This is a genomic window from Phytobacter sp. V91 (assembly GCF_965644225.1).
In the GTDB taxonomy this organism is placed as follows: domain Bacteria; phylum Pseudomonadota; class Gammaproteobacteria; order Enterobacterales; family Enterobacteriaceae; genus CBFFRJ01.
In genome coordinates, this window is the sequence record NZ_CBFFRJ010000066.1 from 18,621 (window position 1) to 27,535 (window position 8,915).

Genomic DNA, 8,915 nt, shown 5'->3' on the forward strand with positions numbered 1-8,915 from the left:
ATCAGGATGGCGCAACAGGTCATGATGCCAGCCGGGAACGCAGTAAAAACTTACCGGGATTTGCAAACATCACCAGGTTGCCGCTGAGGATCAACAGCAGGCCGACGATACCGTTCAGGTGCCAGCTATATCCTTCGTACAGGGTGGAAAAGCTCAGCGCCACCAGTGGAAATAGCAGGGTGCTGTAGGCGGCATTGCTGGCGCCGATCCTGCCCACCAGGGTGAAATAGGCGCCAAAGGCAATCACCGAACCGAAAATCGCCAGATAGATCAGCGCGCCCAGGTAACTGATGCTCCACTCCGGCGTAAAATTGTCGCCGCGAACCAGCGCAATGGCCCCCATCACCAGCGTGCCGTACAACATCGCCCAGGCGTTGGTGGTCATGGTTTCCAGCCCTTTACGCTGGTGGCGTAAACTCAGCATATTCCCCAGCGAGAAGCCGAAAGTGCCCAGCAGCGAAAGGCCAATACCCAACAGTTGCGTGCTGTTAAAACCGCTGGCGAGCAGATCGTCCCAGAATAGGGTGACGATTCCGCAAATACCCAGGGCGGCTGCCGGGTAAAAGCGTGACGGCGGCTTCTGGCCAAAGAACAGGAAGCTGTTGATGGCATTGAACAGCACCGCCATGGAAAAGATAACCGACTCAAGCCCGGTATTGATCCACGCAGCCGCGGTGTAGAAGCAGATGAAGTTAAACCCAAAGACGCAGCAGCCCTGTAGCATACAAAACAGATGGTCCTGAAGGCTCAGCGCGCGCAGCCGACGCAGGGCGATCAACACCGTCATCAGGGTGATGCTCGCCAGCGCAAAGCGCCAGAAAATAGACACCGGCGCCGGCACCGGACCCTGCTGCAAGAAAATCGCAATCCACGTCGTTCCCCAGATTACCACCACCAGACAATACAAAAATGCGTTCATTATTGTTCCTGTTGAGTCAGTCAGCCTTCAGTGTCGGGGTAATAAAGGTTGCTGGCTTGCATAAACACCGCAGCCACTTGCAAATTCTTGCGCTTTTTTAGGGAAAGGCTGGAATCGGGAGGGGGTAATTCATAGACTGGTCTTCTGGTTACTTATTTGTAAAGCGCGGTGATGCAACCTACCTATCAAGCCTTTGAAAACCTGAAACATCATAATGCCATCCTGCATGACTCAGTGGCATTGCATTCCGGTATCCAGCTTGCGGCCTGGTCAAATAAGCGCGATAACATTACCCAGCTTTGCGACCATCACACCCTGAGCCTGTACGTTGCCGACGGCTATGAGAGTTACCACAAAACCGCCTCCGGCTGGAAAAATGGCGGCGGGCCGGACAGATTTTGCCTGTTGCCTCAGGCGAGTGAATCCTGCTGGGATATCCGTGATGATCTGTCGTTTGTTCACCTTTACTGTACCGATGAACATCTGCGGGAAATTGGTGAGCGTATCTGGGATCGCAGTCCGGCATCCTTTACCCTCGATGAGAAAACCTTCTGCCAGGATGAGCGGATCACCGCACTTTATCGTCAGTTTTTGCTCGGCAGCGACTGGCATCAGAAGGCTAACCAGCTGACATTCAGTACCGCATCAACGCTGCTGCTGACCCATCTGATTCAGCACTACAGCAACGTACAGTGGCGTTTACCGGGCGTAAAAGGGGGGCTGGCTCCGGCGGTACTGCGCCTGGTGCAGGACTGGATAGAAGCCCATCTTGCTGAACCGCTGTTGCTGGGGGATCTGGCAGCGCAGGCGTCGCTGAGTGAGTACCATTTTGCCCGTATGTTCCGCCAGTCAATGGGACTGGCGCCGCACCAGTATGTGATGCAGCGACGGATGGCGCTGGCGAAGACCCGACTGTTGAACACCGATTTACCCCTGACGGAGATTGCCATGTCATGTGGGTTCAGCTCCGCCAGCCATTTCAGCAACCGCTTCCGTGCGGTCTATGGTCAAACGCCGTCGCAACTACGCGCGCTTCGTCCGTAGCAGGGCGGCGTAGCAGATACCGCCCGCAATCAGCCCCCAGAACGCCGATCCTACGCCGAGCAACGTCACTCCGCTGGCGGTCACCAGGAAGGTGACAATAGCGGCATCACGCTCTTTTTCGTGCGCCAGCGCCTGGAACAGGCTGCCGCCGATGGTTCCCAGCAGCGCCAGCCCGGCCAGTGTCTGGATCCAGCTGAGCGGCAGGGCAGCCAGCAGCGAGGTGATGGAGCCGCCAAAAATCCCCGCCAGCAGATAAAACATGCCCGCCGCCGCAGAGGATTTCCAGCGCTGTTGCGCATCCGGATGGGCATCGGGGCTTTGACAGATAGCCGCGGTAATGGCCGCGATACAAATCGAGTAGACGCCGAAGGGGGACAGCACCAGCGCCAGACCACCGGTAAAGATAATCAGCGGCGAAACTGCAACCCGGTAGCCTGCCGCCTGCATGGTGGCGAAGCCGGGAGCATTTTGCGATGCCATAGTGGCAAGGAAAAAGGGAATGCCAATGCTGACAAGGGCCGTTGGATTAAACTCCGGGCGGATAAACTGCGGCATCGCCAGCGCGAAGGTCAGTTTATCAGTGACAACGTCACCGTTAAGTCCGGCAACCAGGGCGCCGATGACCAGGGTGGCGACGATGGCATAGCGAGGCGCGAGCGCTTTACAGATAAGCCAGGCCAGTAGCATACTGCCGCACAGTACAAAATGCCCTTCAACATTACTGAATGCCTGAAGTCCAAAGCGCAGCAGGATACCTGCTAACATGGCTGCCGCCAGCGTATGCGGAATAACTTTCATCAGGCGGGCAAACAGGCCGGTTACGCCGCAGAGCACGATCAGCGCGTTGGCGAAGATAAATACCCCTACGGCTTCACCCAGCGACAGTCCTTCAAGGCTGGTGGCCAGCAAAGCGGCCCCCGGTGTTGACCACGCGGTCAGCACCGGCATGCGATACCACAGGGTCAACGCAAGGGTGCTAACGCCCATGCCAAGGCCGAGTGCGGTCATCCAGCCTGCAATCTGTTCCGGCGTGGCTCCCGCCGCTGCGGCTGCCTGCCAGATAATGGCTGCTGAACTGGCATAGCCGACGAGTACAGCGACAAAGCCTGCCAGAATGGTAGAGAATGGAAAGGAAGTGACGCGCATACTGAGTCCCTGAGGGTGATGATATTCGCCAATATTAACATTGTGCGTTATAGCGTACAAGAAAGGTAAGTCCGAACGACAGGAGCATGAATGGAACTGGCATTTTATCTGGCAACAACCCTCAAAACGCTGCGCCAGGCACGGGGCTGGAGTCTGTCGAAACTGGCGGAGCAGACCGGCGTCTCCAAAGCGATGCTCGGGCAAATTGAGCGTAACGAATCCAGTCCGACGGTTGCCACCCTGTGGAAAATTGCGACCGGGTTAAACGTGCCGTTCTCAACGTTTATTGCTCCGCCGCAGGGCGAAAAACCAGATGCTTACGATCCCGATCAGCAAAACATGGTGATCACGCCGATTTTCCCCTGGGATGAGGCGCTGCGTTTTGACTGCTTCTCCATCAGCCTCGCACCGGGCGCTGTCAGTGAGTCCACGCCTCATGAAAAAGGGGTGATTGAGCACGTGGTGACGATCGCAGGCATTCTGGATATCTGCGTTGACGGACAGTGGCAAACCTTAACGGCGGGAATGGGGATCCGTTTTAATGGCGATAAGCCGCACGCCTACCGCAACAGTACTGCCAGCACGGTACATTTCCATTCGTTGATCCATTACCCGAAATAAAAAAGTCATATGCAATTATGCGCCAAAGAACAATGACGACGATTCACCTTGATCTACCGAGTGGCGGGGGAATATCTGAATTAAGATTTATCATTGACTTACTGCACGATTTTTTATTTAGACTTTTAATCAGGGGAGTGATTTTTATAAAATGATTTTGCCAGGACTATTGGTTGACACTGCGTTGAGTTTTACCGTGCTATAAATTCGCCATCATTTAAAACTGGAAATATAAAAGATGCGAGTAAATATACGCCTGGCTGAAACAATTGAACGTAGTGTAGTTAATACTAGCGGTGGTCACGTTAATGTCATTACTGACGGACAGCAACGTGCTTTTAATATTCAGGAGCCCCAGCTAAGGAGAGCTATACAACGGGTTCGTGGACGGGAGCCAAATGATGTTTTTGTAAGAAGTCCAACAAATCCACCGTTGACGGTAGATCTTTACCCGGAATTTAACTGGTCACAGGTCCAGGCGCATCTTGATATTATGGGTGCCCAGGTTCTGGATATGAGTTTATCCCCTGAAATCGTTGCGCAAACGGATCTTGTCAATAACAGCTCGGTCAGCGGAACATTTCGTGTGAACCTAAATACCACTGTTACCGATACTGTCACTTCCAGTTGGCAGATTCAGCATGGAATTGCAGTTGGCCAGTCGGTTAGCTACTCGGTTGGCACCATATTTGGCGGCGAAACGTCGTTTGAGTACAACCATACCTGGGGTGAAGGTGGCGAACACTCTCGCTCTACTTCGCTGAGTACTGGTGCTGAGGTTGAAGTAGCCCTCGAACCTGGACAAGCGGTGACCGCTTCAATTATATCGAACAGAGGACAGGCGAGGGTTCAGGTACGATATCGCTCACGGCTGACAGGTGGTGTGGCGATGAATTACAACCCGCGGCACAATAATAGCCATTTTTGGATTCATCCTGTTGGGCAAATGATGGATAATATTCCAACGCCGCAGCATCTTGACACGGTTGAAACGCTGCAAATCGGCATGTTTACGTCGACCCGGGTTGAGATCCGCGACAAAGAAACAACTCGGTTATTAAAAACCTTTATAATCCGTGGTAATGATCAATCAGAGCCTGACTGGATTATTCGACCGCCAGCTGTACATCTCCCTCTGCCGGTAGGAAAAAGTTAAGTGCCAGGTATAGGCTTTAGAATGAAATAAAGATATCGGTGGGTAATTTCTTATTATAATCTATTACCTGCTTACCTTTTTTAAAAAAACAGTCATTGTCTTTTGGCATATAGTTTGTTGTTCTGGATTTTAAAGCCTGTATGCTTACAGGCTTTTTTATTTTCTCGACGGGAGGTATAACCACGTTATTGCGGATGACTTCCCAGCAAATTTTTTCATCTATGCCTTACAGTCTTGTAGAAAATGCCCCTGCTGAAGGTGGTGAAACGCCGGGGAACTGACTACAATAGCCGCCATTTTGCCCATAATGGATAACGAAGACTGTATGCGCCTGCAATCCCATCATCTTGAACTTTTAAGCCCGGCCCGTGATACCGCGATCGCTCGCGAAGCAATACTGCACGGCGCGGACGCAGTCTACATCGGTGGACCAGGGTTTGGCGCCCGGCATAATGCCAGCAACAGCCTGCAGGACATTGCCGCGCTGGTGCCTTTTGCCCATCGCTATGGCGCAAAAGTCTTTATTACCCTCAATACCATTCTGCATGATGACGAGCTGGAGCCCGCGCAGAAGCTGATCACCTCGCTGTATGAGACCGGAGTAGATGCGCTGATTGTCCAGGATATGGGCATTATGCAACTGGATATTCCGCCCATTGAGCTGCATGCCAGCACCCAGTGCGATATCCGCAGCGTCGAAAAAGCAAAATTCCTCTCAGATGCCGGTTTCAGCCAGATTGTTCTGGCTCGCGAGCTTGATCTTAAGGCGATCCACAATATTCACCAGGCCACCGACGCCACCATTGAATTCTTTATTCATGGCGCACTTTGCGTGGCCTATTCCGGGCAGTGCTATATTTCCCATGCTCAGACTGGTCGCAGCGCAAACCGGGGCGACTGCTCTCAGGCCTGTCGACTGCCCTACACCCTGAAAGACGATCAGGACCGCGTGGTCTCATATGAGAAACATCTGCTGTCGATGAAAGATAACGATCAGAGTGAGAACCTGGCTGCTCTGATTGATGCCGGTGTGCGCTCCTTCAAAATTGAGGGGCGTTATAAAGATATGAGCTATGTAAAAAATATCACCGCGCATTATCGCCAGATGCTGGATGTTATCATTGAAGATCGCGGCGATCTGGCGCGCGCATCCGCCGGGCGCACCGAGCATTTCTTTATTCCGTCGACAGATAAAACCTTCCACCGCGGCAGTACGGATTACTTTGTTAATGCGCGTAAGGGCGATATTGGCGCCTTTGATTCGCCGAAGTTTATCGGCCTGCCGGTGGGTGAAGTGTTGAAGGTCGCCAAAGACCATCTCGACGTGGAAGTCAGCGAACCACTGGCCAATGGCGATGGCCTGAACGTGATGATCAAGCGTGAGGTCGTGGGTTTTCGGGCTAATACGGTGCAAAAGACCGGTGAGAACCGCTATCGTGTCTGGCCAAACGAAATGCCCGCGGAGATGTACAAAGTGCGTCCCCATCATCCGCTCAACCGCAACCTCGACCATAACTGGCAACAGGCGCTGACCAAAACCTCCAGCGAACGCCGTATCGCCCTCGATATCAACCTTGGCGGCTGGCAAGAGCAGTTGATCCTCACCTTAACCAGTGAGGACGGCGTCAGCATTACCCATACGCTTGATGGGCAGTTTGCCGAAGCCACCAATGCTGAGAAGGCCCTGAACGGCCTGAAAGACGGCATGGCGAAACTGGGACAGACGCTCTATTACGCTCGTCATATTGATGTGACGCTGCCGGGGGCGCTGTTTGTGCCGAACAGCGTGTTGAATCAGTTCCGTCGCGAAGCCGTTGAGATGCTGGACGATGCCCGTCTGGCAAACTACCAGCGCGGTAGCCGCAAAGCGGTCTCGGTGCCGCCTCCGGTTTACCCGGAAACGCACCTTACGTTTTTATCTAACGTCTACAACCACAAGGCCCGTGAGTTTTATCAGCAATACGGCGTGCAGTTGATTGACGGCGCTTACGAGATGCACGAAGAGAAGGGCGATGTGCCGGTGATGATCACCAAACATTGCCTGCGCTTTGCGTTTAACCTTTGCCCGAAACAGGCCAAAGGCAACATCAAAAGCTGGAAGGCAACGCCGATGCAGCTGGTGCATGGGGATGAAGTGCTGACTCTGAAATTTGACTGCCGTCCGTGCGAAATGCATGTGGTCGGCAAAATCAAAAATCACATTCTGAAGATGCCGATGGCTGGTAGCGTGGTGGCCTCGGTTAGCCCTGAAGATCTGCTGAAAACCCTGCCAAAACGCAAAGGCGCGTAATTGCATTAGAAACGGCAGCCATGAGGCTGCCGTTTGTCTTTGAAACTTAACGTTTATCTTCCGGCGGGCGTGGCGGTTTTTTACCGTCGTGGTTCGCTGCTTTCCCGTCGTGATTGTCGGCTTTGCCGTCGCGCTTCGGCGGCGGTGCATCACGGTTTTCTTTTTTATCACCGTGCTTCCACTCTTTACCGTCGTGCTTGCCGTCCTGTTTGCGGTTCTCATCTTTGTGCTGATGATTACCGTCCTGGGTTACCGGGTGCTTCGGCGGCGGTGGAACGTCGTCAGCCGCAAAAACAAAAGAAGACAAACTCATGGCCACAATGGCAGACAACGTCACTAACTTTTTCATACTTATTTTCCATATCAATGTGTTGACTCGGATGCATTTCAACAACAAATCGTGGAGAGAGTGTGGAGGCCATTTCAATTAAGAGTATTCTGCTCAAAGGCGCAAATTAATGCGCCTTAAACCCGGCCCAGGCCATCAGCAGGCGGAACAGCAACCCGACCAGCGCCAGGCTCATAACGCTGCCGCCCCACAAAATAGCCAGCCATAACAGACGATATCCAGGTGATTGTTGCATCAATGATAACCCTCCCCATGTTGCACCTTGCCGCGAAAGACGTAATAGCTCCAGAAGGTGTAGACCAGAATAATCGGGATGATCAGCAGGGCGCCGGGCAGCATAAAGCCCTGGCTTTGCACGGGCGCTGCCGCCTGCCAAAGGGTAACGGCAGGGGGGATAATGTGCGGCCAGATACTGATCCCAAGCCCGGCAAAGCCAAGAAACATCAGCCCCAGCGTCAGAATAAACGGCAGGCGATGGCTGCGGGGATCGTCCAGTTTGCGCCACTGCCACAGACTTAGCAGGGCAACCAGCCCCGGAACCGGCAACAGATAGCAGAGATTAGGCAGCGTAAACCAGCGGGCGGCAATGGCCGGGTGGGAAAGCGGCGTCCACAGACTTATCACGGCGAATACGGCCAGCAGGATCAGCAGTAACGTCCTGGCGCAGCGGCGCATCCTGCCCGCAAGCGGGTTCACACTTTTCATGATAAGCCAGGTTGCGCCCAGTAAGGCATAGCTCATCATCAGCCCAAAACCGCAGAACAGGGTAAAAGGCGTCAGCCAGTCGAAAGCGCCTCCGGCATAACTGTGCGCGGAAACCGGAATGCCATTAATCACGGCCCCGACAACCACGCCCTGGCTAAAGGTGGCGAGGACTGAGCCGCCAGTAAACGCCTTATCCCAGAAAGGGCGGTGCGCTGGCGTGGCTTTAAAGCGGAATTCAAAGGCCACGCCGCGAAAGATAAGCCCGATTAACATCAATGTGAGCGGGATAGTCAGGGCATCGACGATCACCGCATAGGCCAGCGGAAATGCGCCAAAAAGCGCCGCGCCGCCCAGTACCAGCCAGGTTTCATTGCCGTCCCACACCGGGGCAACGCTGTTGACCATCACATCGCGATCGGTTGCATTTTTCACCGCCGGAAAGAGAATGCCAATGCCCAAATCAAAACCATCCATCACGATATACATCAGGGTGGCAAAGACGATAATCACAAACCAGATTAGCGAAAGATCGATACCCATTACGGCTTCTCCTGGGTCATAAAGTCAGTGCTGGCGGCGCTGAGGGGACGCGCAGGGCGACCATCATCTGTATTAGTCGCGACTTGATCTGACACTTGACCTTGAAAGGTTGAGAGTTACCGGTTTTGATATGGGTGTCGAATCC

General features: G+C 53.6%; 9 protein-coding genes. 4 read left to right on the forward strand and 5 right to left on the reverse strand.

What is annotated here, in order from left to right:
* Window positions 1-19: 19 nt before the first annotated feature.
* Window positions 20-919 carry a DMT family transporter gene (locus ACSZO4_RS14555; RefSeq protein WP_437889754.1) on the reverse strand — a complete coding sequence of 300 codons (900 nt, stop codon included), beginning with the start codon at window positions 917-919 and terminating at the stop codon, window positions 20-22.
* A gap of 171 nt (window positions 920-1,090) precedes the next feature.
* Here ACSZO4_RS14555 and ACSZO4_RS14560 point away from each other — a divergent pair, with 171 nt between their 5' ends.
* Complete coding sequence (locus ACSZO4_RS14560) at window positions 1,091-1,963, forward strand: helix-turn-helix domain-containing protein (protein WP_437889756.1); 873 nt, start codon at window positions 1,091-1,093, stop codon at window positions 1,961-1,963.
* Here ACSZO4_RS14560 and ACSZO4_RS14565 read toward each other — a convergent pair.
* Window positions 1,943-3,109, reverse strand: coding sequence for a benzoate/H(+) symporter BenE family transporter (locus ACSZO4_RS14565; RefSeq protein WP_437889758.1), 1,167 nt, complete (start codon window positions 3,107-3,109; stop codon window positions 1,943-1,945). The genes ACSZO4_RS14560 and ACSZO4_RS14565 overlap by 21 nt on opposite strands.
* 90 nt (window positions 3,110-3,199) lie before the next feature.
* Here ACSZO4_RS14565 and ACSZO4_RS14570 point away from each other — a divergent pair, with 90 nt between their 5' ends.
* From ACSZO4_RS14570 to ACSZO4_RS14580, 3 genes are all read left to right on the forward strand, one after another.
* Window positions 3,200-3,730: a helix-turn-helix domain-containing protein gene (locus ACSZO4_RS14570; RefSeq protein ID WP_437889760.1), complete on the forward strand. Its 531-nt coding sequence runs from the start codon at window positions 3,200-3,202 to the stop codon at window positions 3,728-3,730.
* 238 nt (window positions 3,731-3,968) lie between these two features.
* Window positions 3,969-4,886, forward strand: a complete 918-nt coding sequence (locus ACSZO4_RS14575; protein WP_437889762.1) for a hypothetical protein — start codon at window positions 3,969-3,971, stop codon at window positions 4,884-4,886.
* A gap of 325 nt (window positions 4,887-5,211) precedes the next feature.
* The gene (locus tag ACSZO4_RS14580) at window positions 5,212-7,176 is read left to right on the forward strand and encodes a peptidase U32 family protein (RefSeq protein WP_437889764.1); all 1,965 of its coding nucleotides are present in this window, start codon (window positions 5,212-5,214) and stop codon (window positions 7,174-7,176) included.
* 46 nt (window positions 7,177-7,222) lie between these two features.
* Here the strand turns inward: ACSZO4_RS14580 and ACSZO4_RS14585 are convergent, their stop codons facing one another.
* From ACSZO4_RS14585 to cydB, 3 genes are all read right to left on the reverse strand, one after another.
* Window positions 7,223-7,525, reverse strand: coding sequence for an acid shock protein (locus ACSZO4_RS14585; protein ID WP_437889766.1), 303 nt, complete (start codon window positions 7,523-7,525; stop codon window positions 7,223-7,225).
* 106 nt (window positions 7,526-7,631) lie between these two features.
* Window positions 7,632-7,760 (reverse strand): DUF2474 domain-containing protein, encoded by a 129-nt coding sequence (locus ACSZO4_RS14590; protein ID WP_437889768.1) that lies wholly within the window; start codon window positions 7,758-7,760, stop codon window positions 7,632-7,634.
* Window positions 7,760-8,770: a cytochrome d ubiquinol oxidase subunit II gene (gene cydB / locus ACSZO4_RS14595; RefSeq protein ID WP_437889770.1), complete on the reverse strand. Its 1,011-nt coding sequence runs from the start codon at window positions 8,768-8,770 to the stop codon at window positions 7,760-7,762. The genes ACSZO4_RS14590 and cydB overlap by 1 nt, the downstream gene beginning before the upstream one ends.
* Between the last annotated feature and the right edge of the window lie 145 nt (window positions 8,771-8,915).